The organism is Pseudooceanicola sp., from assembly GCF_041987405.1.
In the GTDB taxonomy this organism is placed as follows: Bacteria; Pseudomonadota; Alphaproteobacteria; order Rhodobacterales; family Rhodobacteraceae; genus Pseudooceanicola.
The window spans coordinates 643659-665961 of record NZ_JBHIWR010000001.1; the positions used below are offsets into that span (position 1 = coordinate 643659).

The 22303-nt window shown below is 66.3% G+C and carries 18 protein-coding genes; 1 reads left to right on the forward strand and 17 read right to left on the reverse strand.

Going from position 1 to position 22303, the window contains the following annotated elements:
• Positions 1-109 precede the first annotated feature (109 nt).
• The 10 genes from ftsZ to ACFC2Y_RS03155 form a co-directional block, all read right to left on the reverse strand.
• Entirely contained in the window at positions 110-1762 is a 1653-nt protein-coding gene (gene ftsZ, locus ACFC2Y_RS03110) for a cell division protein FtsZ (RefSeq protein WP_375173751.1), read from the reverse strand.
• A gap of 472 nt (positions 1763-2234) precedes the next feature.
• Positions 2235-3569 (reverse strand): cell division protein FtsA, encoded by a 1335-nt coding sequence (gene ftsA / locus ACFC2Y_RS03115; protein ID WP_375173590.1) that lies wholly within the window; start codon positions 3567-3569, stop codon positions 2235-2237.
• On the reverse strand, positions 3566-4489 hold the full coding sequence (locus ACFC2Y_RS03120; protein ID WP_375173591.1) for a cell division protein FtsQ/DivIB: 924 nt from the start codon (positions 4487-4489) through the stop codon (positions 3566-3568). Before ACFC2Y_RS03120 ends, ftsA begins: the two co-directional genes overlap by 4 nt.
• Entirely contained in the window at positions 4477-5370 is an 894-nt protein-coding gene (locus tag ACFC2Y_RS03125; protein WP_375173752.1) for a D-alanine--D-alanine ligase, read from the reverse strand. The genes ACFC2Y_RS03120 and ACFC2Y_RS03125 overlap by 13 nt, the downstream gene beginning before the upstream one ends.
• Before the next feature lie 118 nt (positions 5371-5488).
• Positions 5489-6430, reverse strand: coding sequence for a UDP-N-acetylmuramate dehydrogenase (murB, locus tag ACFC2Y_RS03130; RefSeq protein ID WP_375173592.1), 942 nt, complete (start codon positions 6428-6430; stop codon positions 5489-5491).
• A 90-nt stretch (positions 6431-6520) separates the two neighbouring features.
• Positions 6521-6811: a hypothetical protein gene (locus ACFC2Y_RS03135; RefSeq protein WP_375173593.1), complete on the reverse strand. Its 291-nt coding sequence runs from the start codon at positions 6809-6811 to the stop codon at positions 6521-6523.
• Positions 6812-6910: 99 nt separating this feature from the next.
• The gene (locus tag ACFC2Y_RS03140) at positions 6911-8101 is read right to left on the reverse strand and encodes an APC family permease (protein ID WP_375173594.1); all 1191 of its coding nucleotides are present in this window, start codon (positions 8099-8101) and stop codon (positions 6911-6913) included.
• 108 nt (positions 8102-8209) lie between these two features.
• Positions 8210-9607 carry a UDP-N-acetylmuramate--L-alanine ligase gene (gene murC, locus ACFC2Y_RS03145; protein ID WP_375173595.1) on the reverse strand — a complete coding sequence of 466 codons (1398 nt, stop codon included), beginning with the start codon at positions 9605-9607 and terminating at the stop codon, positions 8210-8212.
• Positions 9608-9643: 36 nt separating this feature from the next.
• Positions 9644-10741, reverse strand: a complete 1098-nt coding sequence (gene murG / locus ACFC2Y_RS03150) for an undecaprenyldiphospho-muramoylpentapeptide beta-N-acetylglucosaminyltransferase (protein WP_375173596.1) — start codon at positions 10739-10741, stop codon at positions 9644-9646.
• Positions 10738-11904, reverse strand: coding sequence for a putative peptidoglycan glycosyltransferase FtsW (locus ACFC2Y_RS03155; protein ID WP_375173597.1), 1167 nt, complete (start codon positions 11902-11904; stop codon positions 10738-10740). The genes murG and ACFC2Y_RS03155 overlap by 4 nt, the downstream gene beginning before the upstream one ends.
• Before the next feature lie 146 nt (positions 11905-12050).
• Between ACFC2Y_RS03155 and ACFC2Y_RS03160 the strand changes: the two genes are divergently transcribed.
• The gene (locus ACFC2Y_RS03160; protein WP_375173598.1) at positions 12051-13229 is read left to right on the forward strand and encodes an NAD(P)/FAD-dependent oxidoreductase; all 1179 of its coding nucleotides are present in this window, start codon (positions 12051-12053) and stop codon (positions 13227-13229) included.
• Positions 13230-13627: 398 nt separating this feature from the next.
• Here ACFC2Y_RS03160 and murD read toward each other — a convergent pair whose 3' ends face one another.
• The 7 genes from murD to rsmH form a co-directional block, all read right to left on the reverse strand.
• Positions 13628-15034, reverse strand: coding sequence for a UDP-N-acetylmuramoyl-L-alanine--D-glutamate ligase (gene murD, locus ACFC2Y_RS03165; RefSeq protein WP_375173599.1), 1407 nt, complete (start codon positions 15032-15034; stop codon positions 13628-13630).
• A gap of 69 nt (positions 15035-15103) precedes the next feature.
• The gene (gene mraY / locus ACFC2Y_RS03170) at positions 15104-16186 is read right to left on the reverse strand and encodes a phospho-N-acetylmuramoyl-pentapeptide-transferase (protein ID WP_375173600.1); all 1083 of its coding nucleotides are present in this window, start codon (positions 16184-16186) and stop codon (positions 15104-15106) included.
• Positions 16187-16225: 39 nt separating this feature from the next.
• Positions 16226-17656 (reverse strand): UDP-N-acetylmuramoyl-tripeptide--D-alanyl-D-alanine ligase, encoded by a 1431-nt coding sequence (gene murF / locus ACFC2Y_RS03175; protein ID WP_375173601.1) that lies wholly within the window; start codon positions 17654-17656, stop codon positions 16226-16228.
• Positions 17653-19137 carry a UDP-N-acetylmuramoyl-L-alanyl-D-glutamate--2,6-diaminopimelate ligase gene (locus ACFC2Y_RS03180; RefSeq protein WP_375173602.1) on the reverse strand — a complete coding sequence of 495 codons (1485 nt, stop codon included), beginning with the start codon at positions 19135-19137 and terminating at the stop codon, positions 17653-17655. The genes murF and ACFC2Y_RS03180 overlap by 4 nt, the downstream gene beginning before the upstream one ends.
• Before the next feature lie 19 nt (positions 19138-19156).
• Positions 19157-20953, reverse strand: coding sequence for a peptidoglycan D,D-transpeptidase FtsI family protein (locus ACFC2Y_RS03185; RefSeq protein ID WP_375173603.1), 1797 nt, complete (start codon positions 20951-20953; stop codon positions 19157-19159).
• Positions 20950-21309, reverse strand: coding sequence for a cell division protein FtsL (locus tag ACFC2Y_RS03190; RefSeq protein WP_375173604.1), 360 nt, complete (start codon positions 21307-21309; stop codon positions 20950-20952). Before ACFC2Y_RS03190 ends, ACFC2Y_RS03185 begins: the two co-directional genes overlap by 4 nt.
• Positions 21306-22301, reverse strand: coding sequence for a 16S rRNA (cytosine(1402)-N(4))-methyltransferase RsmH (gene rsmH, locus ACFC2Y_RS03195; protein WP_375173605.1), 996 nt, complete (start codon positions 22299-22301; stop codon positions 21306-21308). Before rsmH ends, ACFC2Y_RS03190 begins: the two co-directional genes overlap by 4 nt.
• Positions 22302-22303: the final 2 nt, after the last annotated feature.

Here is a 22303-nt window from a genome sequence, read left to right on the forward strand (position 1 = left end):
CAGCGCGGCAATTTTCCGGCCGCGCAGGGGATCGGCGTTGAGATGGCGCTGATTTCAAACGAAAAAGACCGCCCGAAGGCGGTCTTTCACGGTCACGCGTGACGTAGGATCAGTTGGCCTGGCGGCGCAGGAATGCGGGGATTTCGATGCGTTCCTGGTCGGGATCCTTGGCCGGTTCGGCTGCCCGCGGGGCCTCCTGCGGGCGTAGCGAAGGCTGCTGCCGCGTGGCCTGCGGGGCCGGTTGCGCGGGTTGATGCGCCTGGCCGTGCTGCCGTTCGCCGGTCATCCGGTTGATCAGCGAGTTGATCCCGAAGCGCGATTTCTCTTCCTGCGGCTGCTCGGCCTGGCGGGAGGGGGCGCGATGGATCGCAGCCTGCAGCCGGGCGAGGGTTTCCGCCGAAGGCTGACCGGGACGTGGGGCCTGCGGGGCGACGAAGCTTTCCGGCGCCGGGGCCTCGGGCTGCGGCGCAGGGCTTGCGTCCTCGGGCCGGTAAGCGGGGGCGGGCAGACCGTCGTCGGTTTCGACATGACTTGCCTCGGCGCGTTCATCCGCTGCGGCGGCATCGAAGCCTGCGAAGAGCGAGCTTTCCTCTTCCTCGACCTCTTCTTCCACCGCGGGGGTCGGGGCCACGAACATCGGGGCTGGACGCGGCCGGGACGTGGCGGGCTGGTAGGAGGTTTCGATCGGCGCCGGGGTTGCGGGCTCTTCGATCACCTCGGCGACCTCCTCGACCTGGGTCGGGGTGACTTCGGCGACCCGGCGACGCGGGGTCGGGATTTCCACGGCCTCGCTGACGTCGATGCCGGTGGCCACGACGGAGACGCGCATCTTGCCGGACATATTCGGATCGAGGGTCGAGCCGACGATGATGTTCGCCTCGGGGTCCACTTCCTCGCGGATGCGGTTGGCCGCCTCGTCCAGTTCGAACAGGGTCAGGTCGTCGGAGCCGGTGATGTTGATCAGCACGCCCTTCGCACCGCGGAGCGAGATTTCGTCCAGCAGCGGGTTGGCGATGGCCTTTTCGGCGGCCTGGATGGCGCGATCTTCGCCCTCGGCCTCGCCGGTGCCCATCATGGCCTTGCCCATCTCGTCCATCACCGCGCGGACGTCGGCGAAGTCGAGGTTGATGAGGCCCGGACGGACCATCAGGTCGGTCACGCCCTTGACGCCCTGGTAGAGCACGTCGTCGGCCATGGAGAAGGCTTCTGTGAAGGTGGTCTTTTCGTTGGCGAGGCGGAAGAGGTTCTGGTTCGGGATGATGATCAGCGTGTCGACCATCTTCTGGAGGGCTTCGACGCCATCCTCGGCCTGACGCATCCGCTTGGCGCCTTCGAACTGGAAGGGTTTCGTGACCACGCCGACGGTTAGCACGCCAAGTTCACGTGCTGCCTGAGCAATGATCGGCGCCGCGCCGGTGCCGGTGCCGCCGCCCATACCGGCGGTGATGAAGCACATATGCGCGCCCGCCAGCTGATCGACGATCTGTTCGATGCTCTCTTCGGCGGCCGCGGCCCCGATGGAGGCCTTGGCCCCTGCCCCGAGTCCCTCGGTCACCTTAACACCCAGTTGGATGCGATGTTCCGCCCGGGTTTGCTGCAACGCCTGGGCGTCGGTATTGGCGACAACGAAATCGACGCCGTCGAGGGCCTTGTCGATCATGTTGTTGACGGCATTGCCGCCGGCGCCACCGACACCGAAGACGGTGATACGGGGTTTCAGTTCTTGTTCGTCCTGTCCCGGGACCGAGAGGTTCAATGCCATGGTTTCGTCCGCCTGTGTGCCCATCTTACGACAGCGTTTATTCATGTCTATCGTTGCCAACTGTAGCGCGAGTTTGCCTTGAGGTCACGGGTGAATCTGAAAGGTTCCTGCGAAATATGGGGCCGAGAGCGATAAAGTCAGCGTAATATTGCCGTTACACCCATATCTTGATGCGCAAGAACTCGCAAGAATAGAGCGGAGCCGCCCAAGAACAGTCCGAACATGCAACGAATCTCGCGCCTTAGCAGCGGTGCGATTCTCTCTTTTCGATCTGCGGGGCCTGCTCGCTCCGACTCGCGACTCTTTCGGCCGCGTTTGATGGGGAATGTTCCCATATTCAGGCCGGAAAAGCACGGGGAATCCGGGGATTGGCAGAGCTGCGCGCCCCGGGCATGACCCGGGGCCTCTTCGAACGAGAGAAGGACCGGAGCGGGGGTGCCGGGTCAGGCCCGGCACATGGCGCGCAGAGCCTTTACCAGTTTTCCTTGAACCACTGCACCGCGCGGCGGAGGCTTCTGGAGGGGTAGCGTTCGACGGGGAGGTCGAAATCCCAGCTCTCGTCCTGGGGCCGCGCCGCAAAGAGGCACATGCCGACGGAGGAGGAGAAGCCGGGGCCTGTCGCGGCCTGGGGCAACCCGTGGACGCGCAGCGGGCGGCCCAAGCGGACGCGCTGGCCGAGGATGCGGGCGGCGAGGCCATCGAGGCCGGGGATTTGGCTGGCGCCGCCGGTCAGCACGATCTGCTGGCTTGGTAGGTGGTCGAACCCCGCGGCGTCCAGTCGATGGCGGACCTCTTCGAGGATTTCCTCGACCCGGGGCCGCATGATCCCGATCAGTTCCGCGACGGAGACCTCGCGCCGGTCGTGGTTCCAGTCGCCGGTCTCGCCCTTCAGTTCGATCCGCTCCAGATCGTCGCGGCCTGTGGCGACAACGCCGCCGTAGAAGGTCTTGATCCGTTCGGCATGGCTGGTCGGGATCTGCAGCGCCATGGAGATGTCGGAGGTCACGTGGTCCCCGCCCATCCGCACGGTATCGGCGTAGATCATGTGTTTCTTCATGAAGATCGACAGGCCGGTGGTGCCGCCGCCCATGTCGATGCAGGCCGCGCCCAGCTCCTGTTCATCCTCCACAAGGCAGGAGACCCCGGTCACATAGGCGGAGGAGGCGATGCCCGCCAGTTCGAGGTCACACCGCTTGAGGCAATAGGCCAGGTTCTGCACCGCGATGGCATCGACCGTCAGCATATGCACATCGGTGGAGAGCGCATGGCCGATCTGCCCGCGCGGGTCCGACAGGCCGGAGCGGTGATCGAGGGCAAAGTTCACGGGCTGGGCATGCAGCACTTCGCGGTGGCTGCCGTAATCGGGCACATCGCAGGAGGCCAGCACGCGGGAGATATCCTGTTCGGAGACCGCCTGCCCTTCGACCTCGATCTCGCCGCTGAGCCCGTAGGATTTGGGATCGGCGCCGGAGAAACAGGCAATGACGTGATCGACGCGGATATTGGCCATCTTTTGCGCCGCCTGCACGGCGGTGCGGATGGCGCGTTCGGCCTCGGGCATGCTGTCGATTTCGCCGAAGTTCACGCCGCGGGACCGGGTCGTGGCGGCGCCGATGACGCGGAAGCCGACCTGCCCGGCAAGGGAGCCAACGCTGTCTTCGCGCAGCCCGGAGCCGGACTGGTCGATCCTGAGGACAAGGCAGGCGATCTTGGAGCTGCCGACATCGAGGACGGCCACCACGCCCCGCTGCATCGCCGCCTTGCGCATGTTGCGCATCGCCCGCTGAGTTTCATAGAGCATCGTCATCTGCCCGTCTCCACACGCATGTCCTTGATCTGCCGCCAGCGCTCCAGCGCCCCGGCATTCATTCGAATTGTGGGACGCGCGGCGAGGCGCAGGTCCAGCGCCGCGATGTCCCGGTTGAGAATGTCCTGCGCCTCGTGCAGCGCGATGGCCCGCTCCAGCGCCAGCACCGGCTGATCGTCGGGCAGCATGATGCGCGTGTTCGGGGCGAGGACGACATCCCACCTGCGTTCGCCGATGCGGACAAGACCGCGCAGCCGGTCATGCAGGGGGGAAATCACGCGAAGCAGGCCGTGGGCCTCTTCGACCTTTTCATTGGCGCCGTATCCCGCGATCAGCGGAAGGTCCGGGCGCAGGATGCGACTGTCGAGTTCGCCGATCACGATGCCCGTCTCGTCAAGCACCTGAATGCCCTCCCGCGTCCGCCACAGCAGCGCGGGTTCGCGTTCGATCACGTCGATCTCCAGCACGCCAAGCTGGCGGACGCTGACCGTAGCATCGGCTACGGCCGGAAGGCCGACGATCGCCTCGCGCAGCGTATCGAGATCGAGGTCGAAGGTGCTGACGGGAAAGTCGATCTGCGCGATTTCGCGGATGTCCGCCTCCGTCTCGCCGGAGGCGCCGTCGATGGCCATGAGTTTGACCATGAATTCCGGCCGCGTTTCGATCTGGTTGCGCAGGTCCGCCAGGCCCAGCACGACCGCATCCCGGCGCTCCGGATCGGCCATGTAGATCGAGACCGCCGCAACGCCGAGGATGAACGGCAAAATCACCCGCAGGGTCAGCCGATAGGCCGGGGTCAGCATCAGCCGCTGCATCCGGTAGGCGGCACGGGAGGGGGCCGGGTCGGGCTTGACCTTGGCGGCTTCGCGGCGCGGGGCGGTATTGGCCGTGGGGGACCTGAGGGCAATCAGCGGTTGCATGAGGCATCCTCCACCAGCCAGCGGCACAATTGGCCGAAACTCATCCCGCAGGCCTGCGCCTGTTCGGGCGTCAGGGAGGTCGGGGTCATCCCGGGCTGGGTGTTGGTTTCCAGCAGGATCAACCCGTCGAGGCCCCTGGCCTCGTCCCAACGGAAATCCGTGCGGCTCACCCCCCGGCAGCCCAGCACGCGGTGCGCGCGAGTGGCGTAGTCGAGACAGGCCTGGGTGATCTCTTCGGGGATGTCGGCGGGGCAGACATGGCGCGATCCGCCTGCAGCATATTTCGCTTCGTAGTCGTACCAGCCGTCGGTCAGGATATCGGTGACGCAAAGCGCGCCGGGGTCGCCCTGCCCCAGCCCCATGACGGAGGTGGTGAGTTCTCGGCCGGGCACGAAGGCCTCGACCATGACGACATCGGGCATGTCGGCGGACAGCAGCGGCGGCGTGTTGGCGCCCTCGTTGACGATATAGACCCCGACAGAGGACCCTTCGTTATAGGGTTTGACCACATAGGGCGGCGCCATCACATGGCGCGCTGCAGCCTCCTCCCGGGCGACCAGCTTGCTGTCGACCACCGGCAGGCCTTCGGCGCGGTAGATTTCCTTGGTCTTTTCCTTGTCCATGGCCAGGGCGGAGGCCAGCACGCCGGAATGCGTGTAGGGGATTTTGAGCCATTCCAGCATCCCCTGGACACAGCCATCCTCGCCATAGGGACCATGGAGGGCGTTGAAGACCACATCGGGGGAGATTTCGGACAGACGCGCGGCAAGGTCGGGGCCCGCGTCGACCTCGATCACCTCATATCCCTCACCCCGCAGAGCGGCTGCGCATTCGCGCCCCGTGGACAGCGACACCTCGCGTTCGGCCGAGGGGCCACCCATCAGTACCGCCACTTTGAGGGTCGTGCTGCTCGACACACCCACTTAGCGCCTCAGTTCCGGGCTTCTTGCCCTTGTTCGTGCTTTTGAACCGGATTGGTCCTGTATTCTGCCCTGCGCGTCAGCCACCCTCTTGCGGGGCGAATTCACCGATGCGCATGATCTCCCATTCTAGCGTTAATCCCGAAGATTGTAAGACCTTTTTTCTCACATCTTCGCCCAATCCTTCCAGATCGGCGGCCGTTGCATCCCCGGTGTTGATGAGGAAATTGGAGTGCTTTTCACTCATCTGCGCGCCGCCGCGGCGCGCGCCCCGCATGCCCGCATCGTCGATCACCTTCCAGGCCTTCAGGTCATGCACGTCATCCGCCCGCCCAGTGGAGGAGAAGCCGGCCGGGTTCCGGAAGGTCGACCCGGCGGTCCGGTCCTTGGTGGGCTGGGTTTCGTCGCGTTTTCGCAGCTGCGTTTCCATGCGGTCGGTCAGGGCCTGCGGATCGCCCGGGGGGCCTTCGAATGTCACCTCGGTGACGACCATGTCGGCTGGCAGATCGGTCTGGCGATAGGCGAATGTGATGTCCTGCGCAGCGAGTTCGACCTGCCTGCCGTCGCGGGTGACGGCGCGGACAGAGAGGACATGATCGGCGGTATAACTGCCGTAGCAGCCGGCATTCATGCGCAAGGCCCCGCCGATGGAGCCGGGGATGGTGCGCAGAAAGGTCAGGTCGATCCCGGCTTCGGCCGCCCGTTTCGCGACATGGGCATCCAGCGCGGCGGCCCCGGCGGTGACGCGCTGCCCCTGCGCTTCGATCCCGTTAAAGCCGCGCCCGAGGCGGATCACCACGCCGCGCAACCCGCCGTCCCGGACGATGAGGTTGGAGCCGACGCCCATGGGAAAGACCGGGATCTCGGGATCCAGCGCAGCAAGGAATGTGGCGAGGTCTTCGGCATCGGCGGGCTGAAAGAACCATTCCGCCGGTCCGCCGACGCGCAGCCAGGTCAGCTCGGACAGGGCGCGGTTCGGGGTCAGGCGGCCTCGGATCTCGATCTCGTCGGGGGCGGGCATGGTCTCTCCTGTCCGGCTGGTCCCGAGGAGATAGCAACCGCGCCCCGCAGCGGCAAGCGGCGGGGCGTCGGCTGGCGTGGTCCGGGTCGGTCAGACCAGCCGTTCGGCCCGGCGGCGGCGATGCCCTCGCAGGACCACCCGGGCCCCCAGACCCAGCAGGCTGCCGATCAGCAGCATCACGCCGATGCCCCCGATCAGCAGGAGGTCGGAGCCGGGGATCGGCGCATAGACCGTCTGCAGCGTCAGCCCGAGACCGACGATCGGCAGGATCAGGCCCTTGGGCCAGATGCGGTGGCCGGTGAATGCGAAACAGATCGACAGACCGGTCAGGAACGCCAGAAACGTGACGATGAAGAAGTAGTAGGTTTGAAGGAAGAACATGTGAGTGGCCCCCATCCATTGATGGGATGGATGGTCGGCCATCTATATCTATCCGGCAAACCCAAACCCTGGTCGGCGGAAACTCGCCTGTAAAGCGAGTCAGAATTGCAACACCGTCACGCCCCAGGCGAGCGTCGAGAGGACCAAGCCCAGGACTGGGACGGCCATGGGTACCTGGAACGGGGCCATCGGATCACGCCGCTTCATCAGGATGAGGGCGAGGTTGACGGTCATGAACACCGCCAGCAGAACCGAGGAGGTCGCGCGGGCCAGGATGGCAACCGGCAGGAAATTCGCCGTCACGACAACCAGCGCCCCGACCAAAACGGTGGCGAGTAATGGCGTGCCAAAGCGGGGATGCGCGCGGTGAAAGATCGCCAGCGCCTGCATCCGCGCCCCCAGACCGAAAAGCACGCGGGAGGCCATGACGATCTGTGCCAGCACACCATTCAGCGCCGCGATGACCGCGATGGCCGAGAGAAACCGCCCCTCCCCGCCCTGCGCGGCCTGCCAGACCAGCGCCAGGGGGCGTTCGCTGCCCGCCAGCACGTCCAGTGGCACGGCGCGAACCGCGGCCCAGGCGACCGCGGCATAGAGCAGCGCGGTGATCGCCAGCGAATAGAGGATCGCGCGGGGCATGGTGCGGGAGGGCTCACGCACCTCTTCAGCCATGTTGACGATATCCTCGAACCCGATAAAAGCGAAGAAAGCTAGACCTGCTGCCGCCGCAACGCCTGTCAGTATGGCAGGGTCGAGGGGCGGCAGGCTGGCGGCTTGCGGCGCGGCCTCCGCGCCCGCCCAGATCACCAGCGCCAGGCCCGCGACCTCGATCACCGTGAAGATCCCGGCCAGCGCCAGGCTCTCCAGCACGCCAATGGCGGCCACGGTGATCAATGCCCCGCCGATAATCAGCGTGGCCCAGCCCGGCGGCACATCGACGATCAGTCGCAGGTAACCCACCCCGCCGCGCAGCACGGCGGCGGCGGAAATCGTGCCGGTGACGACAATGGCCAGCCCGACAAGCACCGCCAGCCAGTTTCGTGCAAAGCCCCGGGCGACATAGACCGCCTCCCCCGCCGCTTCGGGGAACCGGGTGGAGAATTCGGCATAAGACAGCGCGGTTGGCGCCGCGACCAGCCCGGCCAGCAGGAAGGCCATCGGGGCGTAAAGCCCGGCCTCCGCCGCAACGGCCCCGACCAGAACATAGATGCCTGCACCCACCATGACGCCGACGCCATAGGCGGTCAGCAGGCCGGGGCCGATGCGGCGTTTGAGGGTGTCTGAGGACATGGGGCGCTCCGATTGGGTCGGAGACGGTCTAGCGGGGATTCGGCCGGGGCGAATTGATTGAGGTCAGGTTTTTTTGGCGGGGATAGCCCGGAGGGCGCCATGAACTGCCTACTTCGCCAACCGTTTCGGCAGGTTGTTCGCCCAGGCCGAGATCGTCCCGGCGCCGAGGCAGACCACCATATCCCCCTCCTGTGCCTGTTCGGCGACCAGCGCCACGAGGTCGTCCTCGGTCGAGATTGCACGCGCATGGCGGTGCCCGTGGCGGATCAGCCCAGCGACGAGGTCGTCGCGGCTGGCGCCCTCGATCGGTTCTTCGCCGGCGGCGTAGACCTCGGCGATGGCGACGACATCGGCCTCGTTGAAGCAGGCGCAGAAGTCGTCAAAGAGCGAATGCAGGCGGGAATAGCGGTGCGGCTGGTGCACGGCGATCACGCGGCCCTCGCAGGCCTGGCGGGCGGCCTTGAGCACGGCGGCGATCTCCACCGGGTGGTGGCCGTAGTCGTCGATCACGGTCACGCCGTTGACCTCGCCGACCTTGGTAAATCGGCGGTTCACACCGGCGAAATTTGCCAGGGCCTCACGGATCTGGTCCTTTTTCATCCCGAGGTGCCGGGCCACGGCCACGGCCGACAGCGCGTTGGAAACGTTGTGATCGCCGGGCATCGGCAGGGTGCAGCCGTCGATCCGGTCGCCCTCGACCTGCAGCAGGATGTCGAAATGCGCCACGCCTGCCTTGTAGGTCAGATTGACAGCGCGAATATCGGCCTGGGCGTTGAACCCATAGGTGGTCACGCGGCGGTCGGTGATCTTGCCGACGAGGTTCTGAACCTCCGGATGGTCGGTGCAGCAAACGGCCAGCCCGTAGAAGGGGATGTTCGACACGAAATCGAGGAAGCCCTGACGCAGCCGGTCGAAATCGCCCCAGTGGTCCATATGCTCGGGGTCGATATTGGTGACGATGGCGATGGTGGCGGGCAGGCGGTTGAAGGTGCCGTCGCTCTCGTCCGCCTCGACCACCATCCATTCGCCCAGTCCGACGCGAGCGTTGGAGCCATAGGCGTGGATGATGCCGCCGTTGATCACCGTGGGGTCGACGCCGCCTGCATCCAGCAGGGTGGCCACCATGGTGGTCGTCGTGGTCTTGCCATGGGTGCCGGCGATGGCGACGTTGGATTTCAGGCGCATCAGTTCGGCAAGCATCTCCGCCCGTCGCACGACAGGCAGACCACGACGCCGGGCCTCGTCCAGTTCCGGATTGCCCGGCTTGATCGCGGTGGAAATGACGACGACCTGCGCATCGGAGAGGTTCTCGGCCCGCTGACCTTCGAAGATCTTCGCCCCCAGCCCGGCGAGGCGGTCGGTGATCTTGGAGGTCTTCAGATCGGACCCCTGCACGGTATAGCCGTGGTTCAGCAGCACCTCGGCGATCCCCGACATGCCGATGCCCCCGATGCCGACAAAATGGATCGGGCCCACGTCACCGGGGAGTTTGGTTGCTGCGTTCACGTCACTGTCCTTTTGCTGCGCCACCGGAAGGCGGACTTAGCCCTTGGCGGCGAGGGCTTCAACCATCTCTGCCAGGCTCTGGGCCGCATCCGGGCGGCCGACCGACAGGGCGGCCTGGGCCATATGCTCCGCCGCCTGGGGGTTCGACAAGATGCTGTCGATCTGATCGGCAAGAGTCTGCACCTGGAACTGGCTTTCCGGCATGAGGATCGCGGCCTCCGCCTGCACCAGCCCGCGGGCGTTGGCCGTCTGTTCGTCGCGGATCGCGGCGGCCAGCGGCACCAGGATGGAGGGGCGGCCAATCACCGTCAGGTCCGCCACGGTGGAAGCGCCGGCGCGGCTGATGACCAGCTGCGCCTCGCTCAGCCGGTTGGGCACGTCGTGGAAAAAAGGTTCGACATCCGCGTCGATGCCGTTGTCGGCATAATAGGCCGCGACGCGCGCCTGATCCTCCTCGCGGGCCTGATGGCTGACGCGGATGTGGCGCAGACGCTCGGTCGGGAGGGCAGCGATGGCGGGGGGCACCACATCCGACAGGATGCGCGCGCCCTGCGAGCCGCCGATCACCAGGATCGACATCGGGTAGTCGCCCGGCGGGATATAGCCCGCGCCCGCCCGGTCGTGCACGGCGGAGCGGACCGGATTGCCGGTATGGACGCCTTCGACCCCCTCGGGCAGCGTGGTCGGCCAGGTGCCGCAGGCCACCGCATCGACGCGCTTGGCAAACAGCTGATTGACCCGGCCCAGTACCCCGTTCTGTTCGTGGATCATGCGCGGGCGGCGCAGGAGGGTGGCGGCGGCCATGGCCGGGATCGCCGGATAGCCGCCAAAGCCCACGACGACCGAGGGGCGGTCGCGCAGCATCTTCCAGACCGCGCCGAAGACGCCGCCCAGAATGCGCAGCGGCACCAGGGCCTTGGCCGCCAGCCCGCCACGGGCGAAGGTGGCGGAGGAGAGCACTTCGATCTCGACCCCCGGGGGGAAGCCGCCGGTGTAGCGGCTGCCGCGCGCATCGGTCGAGAGTTTCACCCGCCAGCCGCGGGCCAGCATGGTTTCGGCAAGTGCCTGGGCGGGGAACATATGCCCGCCCGTGCCACCCGCCGCGATGACGAGAAGCGGCGCGGAGAGGTTCATCTGTTCCTCCCGGACAGAAGCTCGGTGATCTCGCCCTGCGGGCGTGTCCGGGTCAGCGCCAGCAGCATGCCGACCGCGATGCCCGACGCGATGACCGACGAGCCCCCGTAGGAGATGAACGGCAGCGTCATCCCCTTGGAGGGCAGCAGCCGCACGGCCACGCCGAGGTTGATCATCGCCTGCACGCCAAAGGTCGCCGCCAGCCCGACACCCGCAAGCCGGATGAAGGGATCACGCTCGCGCGTCAGACGCAGGAGCGAGCGCAGCACGAGGCTGAGGTAGAGCAGGATGATGACCGCCACCAGGACGAGGCCATATTCCTCGGCCGCGACGGCGATGATGAAATCGGTATGAGCATCCGGCAGCGACATCTTCACCTCGCCCTGCCCCACACCGACACCAAAGAGCCCACCCTCGCGGATCGCATTGGTGGCATAGCCGATCTGCGTCGTCGGGTCGATTTCTGAGGTCAGAAAGCCGTCGATCCTGCGGGCGAAATGTTCGGAACTGTTGTAGGCCATCACCCCGAAGGCGACGACGCCACCGGCCATGGCCATCAGCAATTTGAGCGGCGCGCCGGCCACGAAATACATCACACCCCAGCCAAAGAGCACCAGGCTCGCCTGTCCGAAGTCGGGCTGCGCGGCGAGGAAGCCGACGATGATGATCATCAGCAGGAAGGACCAGAGCCGCCCCGGCGGCCCGTTCAGATCCTGCGCCGCCGCCAGCAGCCAGGCGGTGACCACGACGAAGAGCGGCTTGAGGAACTCTGACGGCTGGAAGGATGCAAAGCCGAGCGAATACCACCGCGTCGCCCCCTTGCCGAAATCGGTGCCGAAAACCGGCAACAGCGCCAGCGCCGCAAAGGCGACGATGAAGCCCATGACGGCCAGGCGCCGCACCGATTGCGGCGTCATGATCGAGGTGACGATCATCGCGATCATGGCCAGCGAGCCGAAGACCGCCTGTCGCGTCACGTAGTGGAAGGGGGCGTAGCCGTTGCGCTCGGCCAGCGGCGGGGAGGCCGCGAGGCCCAGGAGAAGGCCGATTGCAAACAGGATAATGATCGTGGTGAGCGACCATCTGTCGATCGTCCGCCACCATTTGGGAAGGATCGGCTCACCGTCCGGAACGGGGAGCGCGCCATACACCATTTCTGTCATTGGACACTGCCTTCTGCCTCTGTCCGCCCCGTTTTTCGGGGTCTGATGCCGCAGTTTAGCCAAAATTGACGCCTCTGACCAGCCTGAATGCATCCTCCCGCCCTGCCCTGATTGCGCCGCACGCCGGTTTGCGGCATGGGCGGGGGATGGAACTCGACACGATCATTCTTGGCGCCGGGGCGGCCGGCCTGATGTGCGGCGCGCATTGCGGCGGGCGGGTTCTGGTCGTCGATCACGCCCGCAAGCCGGGCGAGAAGATCCGGATTTCCGGCGGCGGGCGGTGCAATTTCACCAACACGGATTGCGCGCCGTCGAATTTCCTCTCTGAAAACCCGCATTTCTGTAAATCAGCCCTGGCGCGCTACGGGGCCTGGGATTTCGTCTCGCTGGTGTCGGAGCACGGGATCGCCTGGCATGAAAAGACGCTAGGCCAGCTCTTCTGCGACGAGAGCGCGATGCAGATCGTGCGGATGCTGACGGATATGCTCGCCAAGGCGGGGGCGGAGCTGTGGCTGTCGACCTCGGTGATTTCAGTGGCGGCGGTTGACGGCGGCTTTCGCGTGGTGCTGGAAAGCGGCGGGGCACGGTCGGAGGTGACGGCGCGGGCCGTCGTGGTGGCGACCGGCGGCAAGTCGATCCCCAAGATGGGCGCGACCGGGCTGGCCTATGATATCGCGAAACAATTCGGCCTGTCGGTGACGGAAGTCCGGGCCGGTCTGGTGCCTTTCACCTTTCCAGAGGGCCGGTTTGCCGCGCTGTCCGGCGTCTCGCTGCCCGTGCGGGCTCAGGCCCTGCGGGGACCGACGTTCGAGGAGGCGTTGCTGTTCACGCATCGCGGCCTCTCCGGCCCGGCGATGCTTCAGGTCAGCTCTTACTGGCGCGAGGGGGAGCCGGTCACGATCGACCTGCTGCCCGGCATGGATGCCTTCGAAGCCCTGCGCGCCGCCCGCGCCGAGGCCGGACGGCGCGGGCTGTCCCGCGTGCTCTCCACCCTGATCCCGGCGCGGCTGGCGGAGGCTGTGAGCGAGGAGCTGGGCCTGACGGGCAACCTGGCGGACATGCCGGACCGGGTGCTGCGCCACGTGGCCGACCGGCTGCATCACTGGCAGGTCACGCCCTCCGGAACCGAGGGCTATCGCACCGCCGAAGTGACCCTTGGCGGCGTGTCGACCGAGGCGCTGTCCAGCCAGACGATGGAGGCCAAGAACCAACCCGGCCTCTATTTCATCGGCGAATGCGTGGATGTGACGGGATGGCTGGGCGGCTACAACTTTCAGTGGGCCTGGGCCTCGGCCATGGCGGCAGCGCAGGCCTTGCGGGGGTGAGTGCGCTCATCAAGTTTTCCGATGCAACGCCTCAGGTTGCGCTGCGAAGCTCATGTTCGTTCGGTCGTCGGCGATGGGACAATTCGGCCTAGGGCGCGGCTTTGCGGCCCCAACGTCCGTCACTTCAACCTTATGCCGAAAAAAGCCCAACTCCGCATGCAAAGTAGAGATCGCGTTTTTACTTAAATTTGACAGTCAGTTGCAGGCCTACTTTGACGTAAATCAGCACCCCGACATCACACCAACACTCCTGCCCCTGACAAAGTCTTTAGCTCATCATTCGCCCGTTCGTGGCTGGTCCCTGCAATATCCGAAAAGATTAAAGATAATTTAAATTTTGCGATCATGTCGCGGCAATAACATCCGCATTGATCAAGAACCATCACCACCGAAATCCACTATTCCCCGCCCGTTTCGGCCCTCACACAGGCGGCAAAATCTTCGCCCCGTTTTTCGAAATTGTCGTACTGATCAAAAGAGGCCGCCGCGGGCGCCAGAAGCACCGTATCCCCCGGCTCCGCCTCGGCCACGGCGCGGGCGACCGCGTTGGCCATATCGGTGCAGACTTCCGCCTCCACCCCGCGCAGCTGCATGGCGAACTGCGCCGCCTCGCGCCCGATCACATAGGCCTTGAGAACCGACCCGGTCGCGGGCAGCAGCGCGTCCAGCCCGCCCTCCTTCTCCAGCCCGCCGCAGATCCAGCGGATACGGTCAAACGCGGCCAGCGCCTTGGCGGCGGCATCGACATTCGTCGCCTTGCTGTCGTTGACATAGCGGACGCCCCCGGCCTCCAGCACGGTCTGGCTGCGGTGTGGCAGGCCCGCAAAGCTGTGAAAGGCCGCTTCGATCACCCGCGGCGCAAGGCCAAGCGCCCGACAGGCCGCATAGGCCGCACAGGCGTTCTGATGGTTGTGCGCCCCGGGCAGGCCGGTGATCTCGCGCAGGTCGATGGAGGCCACCTGCTTGCCCTTGCGCCATTCCGTCAGGAACCCCTTGCGCGCATAGACCAGCCAACCGGGACCGGAGAGCTTGCGCCCCGAGGAGACCCGGATCACCCGGTCATCCACCGGCCCCTGGGACAGCTGGTTGGCCAGATATTGCCCCTCCGCCTCGTCCACACCGACCACCGCGCGGTCCGGCCCACCCTCGGCGAAAAGCCGCCGCTTGGCCGCGAAATAGCCGCCCAGCCCGCCGTGGCGGTCCAGGTGGTCGGGCGTGAGGTTGGTGAAGACGGCAATGTCCGGCGTCAGGGCGCGGGCCAGGTCGGTCTGGTAGCTGGACAGCTCCAGCACCACGACGCCGCCCTCTTCGGGCGGGTCGATGTCCAGCACGCCACGCCCGATATTCCCGGCCAGCTGCGCAGGCCGCCCGGCGCTGGTGCAGATATGATGGATCAGGGCCGAGGTGGTGGATTTCCCGTTCGATCCGGTCACCGCCACCACCTTGGGCTGGCTGTCGAACTCATCCCAGTCCGACCCGCCGAGCGAGCGGAAGAAAAGCCCGATGTCATTGTCCACCGGCACGCCCAGATCCAGCGCCAGGGCGACCACGGGGTTGGGCTCCGGGTAGAGGTGGGGGATGCCGGGGCTGACGATCAGCGATACGACCTGCTCCAGCGTATCGCGGCGGGTCAGGTCGGCGCAGACAAAGCCCTCGCTCTCCGCCGCCTCGCGCGCGGCGGGGTTGTCGTCCCAGCAGATCGGCTCCGCCCCGCCCTCCCGCAGGGCGCGCGCCGCGATCAGGCCGGAGCGGCCCAGCCCCAGCACCGCAATCTTCTGCCCCTCAACGCCGCGCACCGGTATCATGCGAAACTCCCCAGTTTCTTTTTGCCGCAAATATCCTGCAGGGGTGCGGGGATGCAAAATCCCCGCGTCTTACCGCAGTTTCAGCGTGGCGAGGCCGATCAGCGCCAGGATCAGCGAAATGATCCAGAATCGGATGACGATGGTCGGCTCGGCCCAGCCCTTCTTTTCATAGTGATGGTGGATCGGCGCCATGAGGAAGACCCGCTTCCCCGTGCGTTTGAAATAGGCCACCTGGATGATCACCGACAGGGCCTCGACCACGAAGATACCGCCGACGATGCCCAGCACGATCTCGTGCTTGGTGACCACGCCGATGGCCCCGATGGCGCCGCCCAGGGCCAGCGACCCGGTGTCGCCCATGAAGACGGCCGCAGGCGGCGCGTTGTACCACAGGAAGCCTAACCCGCCGCCGATCAGCCCGGCGACAAAGATCAGGATTTCCCCCGTGCCGGGGACGTAATGCACATCAAGATACTCGGTGAAGTCGACCCGCCCGACCGTATAGGCAATCACGCCAAGCGTGCCGGCCGCGATCATCGAGGGCATGATGGCCAGACCGTCCAGCCCGTCGGTCAGGTTCACCGCATTGGCGGCGCCGACGATGACGAACATCGCAAAGGGCAGGAACAGCAGGCCCATGTCGATCAGCACATCCTTGAAGACAGGCAGGGCCAGGCGGAACTGCAGCTCTTCGGGATGCAGCAGCGATGCCCAGTAGGAGGCGACGAGCGCGATCAGGAAGCCCAGAAGCAGACGCACCCTGCCCGGCACGCCCTTGGTGTTCTGTTTGGAAATCTTGGAATAGTCATCCGCAAAACCGATCAGCCCGAAGGCGAGGGTGACGAAAAGGACAATCCAGACATAGCCATTGTCGAGCCGCGCCCAGAGCAGGGTGGAGGTCAGCAGCGCGCCGACGATTAGCAGTCCACCCATGGTCGGCGTGCCGGCCTTGACGAAATGCCCCTCCGGTCCGTCATTGCGGATCGGCTGCCCCTTGCCCTGGCGGCGGCGCAGCACGTTGATCAGGGGCTGTCCGAAAATGAAGCCGAAGATCAGGGCCGTCATGAAGGCCCCTCCGGCGCGGAAGGTGATGTAGCGAAAGAGGTTGAAGATGTCGCCCCCGTCCGAGAGCGCGGTTAGCCAATACAACATCTTGCGTCCTCCTGGGCGCCTGCCTCGATAATCCCGGCCTCAACTGTCCGGCGCGGGATGCCCCAGTTTCCTGAGCGCGTCAACAACGAGGCTGACCTTCGATCCCTTTGATCCCTTGACCAACACGACGTCCCCCGCGTCAATCAGACGGGGCGCCTGTGCGGCCAGGTCTTCTGCCGCCTTTTCATAGCGCCCCCGTTTCTCCGGCGGCAAGGCGTCGTAGAGCGCCTTCATCCGTCGCCCGACACAATGCACCACGTCCAGTCGCGCCATGGCCGGAAGGTCGGCGAGGCCCGCATGCATGGCGATTTCGTCCGGGCCCAGTTCCAGCATCTCGCCCAGAATGACGATGCGGCGGCCACGGGCCTTGCGGCCCAGGTTGTCCTGCGGGCGGGCGGCGGCGATGACCTCCAGCGAGGCAGCCATGGAGACGGGGTTGGCATTGAAGGCGTCGTCGATCAGTTCGAACGACAGGCGGTCGTCCACGGGATCGAGGATCAGCCGCTCGCGCATGCCCCGGCCCGCGGGCGGCGCCCATTGCGCCAGGTCGGCACAGGCCAGCGCGCGGTCCAGCTTCAGGGCATGGATAACGGCCAGGACCCCGAGGGCGTTCAGCGCATAGTGACGCCCGGCAGCGAGGACCTTGTAGATCGCCGGGGTGCGCCAGATGCGCGCCTCGGCCACTGTGGTGTCATCGACGATCTCGACACTCATCAGCCGGTGGTGGTTCGCGGGCTTTTCGCCAAAGGTCAGGAGCTGCGCACCTGCGGCCTCTGCCGCCTCGATCAGGATCGGGGTCGTTTCGAGGTCGCCGTTGACCACCGCCTGGCCACCAGGCATCAGGCCGCTGAAAATACTGGCCTTTTCCCGGGCGATGCCTTCGATATTGTCGAAGGCCTCCAGATGCGCGGTGCCGACGGTGGTGATCATCGCGACATGGGGGCGGGCCAGATCGGCCAGCGGCGCGATCTCTCCGGGGTGGTTCATGCCGATCTCGATCACCGCGACCTCGGTGTCCTGCGGCATCCGGGCCAGGGTCAGCGGCACGCCCCAGTGGTTGTTGTACGATGCCTCTGCGGCATGGACTCGGCGTTGGCCGCCGATGACCGTGCGCAGCATCTCCTTGGTGGAGGTCTTGCCGACAGATCCGGTGACCCCCACGACCTTGCCCTGCATGCGGGCGCGGGCGGCACGACCCAATGCCTCCAGCCCGCGCAGCACGTCGGGCACGATCAACAGGGGCGCATCCTGGGCGACCCCTTCGGGCACGCGGGACACGAGCGCGGCAGCGGCCCCGTTGTCCAGCGCCTGCGCGACAAAATCATGGCCGTCCCGCGCCGCCGAGAGCGCAACGAACAGATCGCCGGGTTGCAGGGTCCGCGTGTCGATGGAGACGCCGTTGGCCTGCCAGGCGCAGGGGGTGGTGCCGCCCGTGGCCTGCGCGGCCTCCTGCGCCGTCCAGAGTGTCATGGCAGGCGCCCGTCGAGCGCCGAGACCGCGACGCTCGCCTGTTCGCAATCGTCAAAGGGATAGGTGGTTTCCCCGACAATCTGCCCCGTCTCATGTCCCTTTCCGGCAATCAGCAGCGCATCCCCCGGCCCCAGGGCATCGACCGCCCGCAGGATCGCTTCGGCCCGGTCGGCGACCTCCGTCGCCTCGGGACAGCCCAGCAGAACCGCCTGACGGATGGCGGCGGGATCTTCGCTGCGCGGGTTGTCGTCGGTGACAAAGACGACATCGGCGTATTTTGCCGCCGCCTCGCCCATCAGGGGGCGTTTGGTGCGGTCGCGGTCGCCGCCTGCGCCGATGATGACGATCAGCCGTCCCAGCACATGCGGGCGCAGCGCCTGCAGCGCCGTGGCCACCGCATCAGGGGTATGGGCGTAATCGACAAAGATGGCGGAGCCGTTGGCGCGGCGCGCGGCCAGTTCCATCCGGCCGTGCACGGTGGCCAGGGCGGGCAGTGCGGCGAAGATCTCGTCCGGGTCGTCGCCCGACAGGATCGCCATGCCCGCCGCCACCAGCACGTTTTCCGCCTGGAAACCGCCGATGAGGTTCATGGTCGCCTGATGGGTTTCGCCGTCAAAGCTGAAGCGGATGGTCTGGCTGTCGGCGTCGTAGCGGCGGCCCAGGATGCGCAGCTCCGCCTCCTCCGAGGAGCCGACGGTCAGCACGTCCAGCCCGCGGTCGGCGGCGACATCCGCCATGGCTTCGCCCCGCTCGCTGTCGATATTGATGACCGCGGCGGCATCGGGCGGAAGGACCCGGGTGAAGAGCCCCGCCTTGGCATGGAAATAATCGTCGAAGTCCTTGTGGTAATCGAGGTGATCCTGCGTCAGGTTCGTGAACCCCCCGACCTTGAGCACAACGCCGTCCAGCCGCCGTTGGCGCAGCCCGTGGGACGACGCCTCCATCGCCGCATGGGTCACGCCCGCGTCGGCCAGTTCCGCCAGCATCCGGTGCAGGGTGATCGGCTCCGGCGTGGTGTGCATCAGCGGCGCGGAATAGGACCCCTCGACCCCGGTCGTGCCCAGATTGACCGCCTCGCGCCCGACCAGCATCCACAGCTGACGCAGGAAGGTCGCGACAGAGGTCTTGCCGTTGGTGCCGGTGACGGCGGTCATCACGCGCGGCTGCTTCTGGAACCAGAGGGCGGCGGTATAGGCCAGCGCCTGGCGCGGGTCCTCGGCAATGATCAGGGCGGCGTCGCTCTGCGCCAGGTCCTCCGCGGCGATGCGAGCGCCTTCGGCATCGGTCAGCACGGCGGCGGCCCCCATGCGCAGGGCGTAGGTGATGAATTCACCCCCATGCATCCGGGTCCCGGGCATGGCGGCGAAGAGATACCCCTCTTTCACCTCGCGGCTGTCCACCGCGATTCCCGTGATCGTTGCATCCCGCCCTCCCTGGGCGGAGAGACCGAGCTGACCGAGTGTCTGGGTCGGGGCTGTCATCGCCTGTCGCCTTTCCGGCTTAGTTGGATGTCAGCGTTATATCAGCGAGGGGAACAGGTGCAATCTCGGGCCGGAGGCCAAGCAGGGGACCGATGCGGGTGACCAGCTCTGCCGCGACGGGCACGGCGGTCCAGCCCGCGGTGCGGCGCGGTTCGTCGCCGGAGGTCTCGACGGCCTCGTCCAGTGTTACGATCAGCACATATTGCGGATCATGCGCCGGGAACATCGAGGCAAAGGTCGAGATCGTCTTGTCGTTGTAGTATCCCCCCGTCGGCTTGGGCTTGTCGGCGGTGCCGGTCTTGCCCGCGATGGAGTAGAAATCAATGTCGGCGAAGGAGGCCGTGCCCTCGGTCACGACCTGACGCAGCAGGCGCTGCGACTGACGGGCGGCGGCGGCGGAGATGACCTGCGGGCCGTCCTGCGGGCCGGTCTGGCGCAGCAGCGTCGGGCGCACGCGCTTGCCGTCATTGGCGATGGTGGCATAGGCAGCGGCCAGGTGCAGCGGGCTGATCGACATGCCGTGCCCGAAGGAGACGGTCATCGTCGTCAGCTCCGACCAGTTCTTCTGGATCAGCGGCGCGCCACTGGGGGCTTCGGACAGTTCCACCGGGGTGGCCTCGAACAATCCCAGATTGGCCAGGAACTGTTTCTGCAGGTTGATCCCGATCCCCTCGGCCAGTCGGGCGGTGCCGATATTGGAGGATTTGATGATGATGTCCGCGACCGACAACTCCTTGCCGTACCAGTGGAAATCCTTGATCGTATGGCGCCCCCATCTGATCGGGCCGCGGATGTCGACCATGGTGTCGGTGCCGACGATACCCAGGTCCAGCGCCTGGGCGGCGGCGAAAATCTTGAGGGTGGAGCCAAGCTCATAGACGCCCTGCACCGCGCGATTGAACAGCGGGCTGTCGTCGGGGTGGCCTTCGGTCGGCGGGTTGGGCCGGTCGTTCGGATCGAAATCGGGCAACGAGACGAGCGATATGATCTCGCCTGTATGCGCATCCATCAGGATGGAGGTCGCGCCCTTGGCGTTCATCAGCCGCATGCCGCCGTAAAGCACCTCTTCCGCCGCCGCCTGCACGGTCAGGTCCAGCGACAGCTCCAGCGGCTTCCCGCCATTGGCTGGGTCGGTGAGGTAATCGTCGAAGGCACGTTCAACCCCCGCCGTTCCCTTGATCTCGGCCGCGGCGACCCCTTCCTCGCCGTAGCCGGCGCCGCCCAGAACATGCGCGGCGATGGCCCCGTTGGGATAAAGCCGCATCTCGCGCGGCCCGAACAGCAGACCGGGTTCGCCCATGTCGTGCACGGCCTGGCGTTGTTCCGGGCTGATCTTGCGGCGTATCCAGACGAACCGGCGCGACCCGGTGAAGTCCTTCAGCAGACGCTCCTGATCCAGGTCGGGGAAGATCTCGACCAGCTCTTCGGCAGCGCGTTCGGGCTCCACCATCTGATGCGGATGGGCATACAGGGCGTAGGTGTCCAGGTTGGTTGCCAGCACCCTGCCCTGCCGGTCCACGATATCGCCACGCTGCGCGACGATCCCGGCACCGGCAAAGGAGGTGCGCGGCTCTGCCGGTTCGGATTCGGCCACCATCCACATCTTCACGCCGATGGTCAGGAAGGCCAGGGTGAAGACCGCCCCCAGTACCAGAATGCGCCCCTCGGCCCGCACGCGGGCGCGGTCGCGCATTTCCTCATGCCGCAGACGCAGGTTCTCGCGTTCGATGGCATCGGGGTTCTCGCCCTTTTCGCGGGCATGGAGGATTCGCGCCAGCGGGCGCAGCGGAATGCGGAGGGGGGCGGCGTCGCTCATTCCTGGGCCTCCGGCATGGACATGGTCGACACGTCGATCGGGTTGTTCAGCTCCAGCGGGGTCTTGGTCACGGCGGGATATTCGATCTGATCCATCCGACCGAACTGATCCGGGGTGATCGGCAGCAGCGCCAGACTATCAAAGTTCAGCTCCGCCAGTTCGCGCAACCGGTCAGGCCGGTTAAGATAGGCCCATTCCGCGCGCAGTACGCCAAGCCGGGCCCGCGCGTGGGCGATGTCCTGTTGCATCCGCTCTGCCTGGTTGACGATTTCCTTGGTCTGATAATTCTCGTCATAGGCCCAGAATCCCAGGCCGATCAGGATGGCGAAGGACATGACATAGAGCAGTGGCTTCATTGCAGTTTCCCCTGAAATACGGGCATTCCCAGAGCTTTGCGATCAACGGGTTGCGCCGGTGCGCCGGTGCGGCGGGCCACGCGCAGGCGGGCAGACCGCGCCCGCGGGTTGGCTTCCAGCTCCGCCTCATCGGGGCCGACCGCCTTCTTGGTCAGAACGGCAAAACCCGGAGCCTCCTCCGGCGCCTCGGGGGCATAGCGGTTGGCACGGCCACCGCCGCCCGAGCGCAGCTGGAGAAAGCGTTTGACCATGCGATCCTCGACCGAGTGGAAGGTCACCACGGCCAGGCGTCCGCCCTCTTTCAGCGCGCGTTCGGCGGCCATCAGCCCCTCGGCCAGGGCGCCATATTCATCGTTCACCGCGATCCGCAGCGCCTGAAAGGTGCGAGTCGCCGGATGGGACTGGCCCGGCTTGGCCCGCGGCAGGCAGCCCTCCACGATCGTGGCCAGGCGCAGTGTGGAGGTGATCGGCTCCGCCGCCCGTTCGCGCACGATGGTGCGGGCGATACGGCGGCTGGCGCGTTCCTCCCCGTAGAGGTAGATCACATCGGCCAGGTCGCCCTCGTCCATGCCGTTCACCAGATCGGCGGCGCTTGGCCCCTCCTGCGACATGCGCATGTCCAGCGGCCCGTCCTTCATGAAGGAAAATCCGCGCTCCGCCATGTCCAGCTGCATGGAGCTCACCCCGAGGTCCAGCACCACGCCATCCAGCGGCTCGCCCGCGATCTCGTCCAGATTGGCGAAGTTGCCGAGACGGATGTCGAGCCGCCCGTCGTATTGGCCCTTCCAGCTCTCGGCCATCTCCAGCGCCAGGGGGTCCTGATCCACGCCGATGACGCGGTCGGCCCCGGCCTCCAGCAGACCACGGGCATAGCCACCGGCACCAAAGGTGCCGTCCAGCCAGACACCGGAGATCGGGGAAACAAGGTCGAGGAGCGGACGCAACAGGACCGGGATATGGGGCGCGTCCGGGGTCTGGGCGCTGGCCGCCATTG